1 protein-coding gene and 1 pseudogene are annotated in these 1,013 nt (G+C 60.4%); one reads left to right on the top strand and one right to left on the bottom strand.

Going from position 1 to position 1,013, the window contains the following annotated elements; translation table 11 throughout:
* Window positions 1–125, bottom strand: a pseudogene (locus tag ACFWJO_RS41070) (HNH endonuclease family protein); the annotation flags it as partial.
* Between the two features lie 187 nt (window positions 126–312).
* Between ACFWJO_RS41070 and ACFWJO_RS41065 the strand changes: the two are divergent.
* The coding region (locus tag ACFWJO_RS41065; RefSeq protein ID WP_386873527.1) for a site-specific integrase at window positions 313–1,013 on the top strand (701 nt) is incomplete at its 3' end.

Here is a 1,013-nt window from a genome sequence, read left to right as displayed (position 1 = left end):
TTCTGCGAATTCGTGGGGCCGTCGACGGCCTGCAGGTTCCGTGGGTCGTTGGCCAGGTCGCGGCGCTGCTCCGGGCTGAGCTGCTGGGCACCCTTCTGCCACGCATCCGATAGTGCGACGACGTGGTATCCGGTACTGGGAGTGTTGTGCCGTTCACATCATCGACATGGGTGTAGTTCATTGGCCATCCTCGTCACGGGTACGCGTATCGGACATTGGCATGCGATGCCGACGACATCGCTGACACACCGGACGGCAATCCCGAGACCGAGGCGTTGAGCGCGTTAGCGTGGTCACGTCGAAGGAGACCAGATGGCGTCCACGCAACGTGTGATGACCGGTGGAGAGACGACGTGGACGGTGGTGTCCGATTCCCACACACTCGTCGAACCGATCGAGCAGTATCTGGAATTCGCTCGTCAATCGGAGTTCTCTCCAAACACCATCAAAACGTACGCGCGTGGTCTAGCGCTCTGGTGGTCCTACCTGGAGAAGTCGGATCGGCAGTGGGATACGGTCCAGCTCAGCGACTTCGGCCATTTCCTGATGGCCGTGCGCACCGGCCAGTTCGACCCGTTCGTCCGGCAACTTCATCCGGAAGCGACTGTCGCAGAAGCGACCGTGGCGATCCGCATACGACCGGTGATGAGCTTCTACCGATACCATGCCGCGTTCGGCGTCGATGCCGCATCGTTCCTCTACGAGCACGTGCGATCACGACCGGGTAGATATATGCCGATTCTCGAACATATTGCTCGTCGAAATACTCAGCGACGGACAGCTATCCGCGTGAGACTCCGAAAACGGCAGACTCCACTGCTGGAGCCGGACTCCATCGATGCCCTGATCGCAGCCGAGGCATCGTGCGCGCCGACCGGCGACTGGTCAGGAGATCTGCGGTACCGATTTCTCTGGACCTTGCTGGCCGAGACCGGCATGCGAATCGGTGAAGCACTCTCACTTCAGCATCGAGACTGGAACACCAGCCGTGGAGACACGGCATCGGTTGCCAT

The organism is Streptomyces sp. NPDC127092 (assembly GCF_042722475.1).
In the GTDB taxonomy this organism is placed as follows: Bacteria; Actinomycetota; Actinomycetes; order Streptomycetales; family Streptomycetaceae; genus Streptomyces.
The sequence above is the reverse complement of the archived record's forward strand: the minus strand, read 5'-3'. Positions and strand labels throughout refer to the sequence as shown.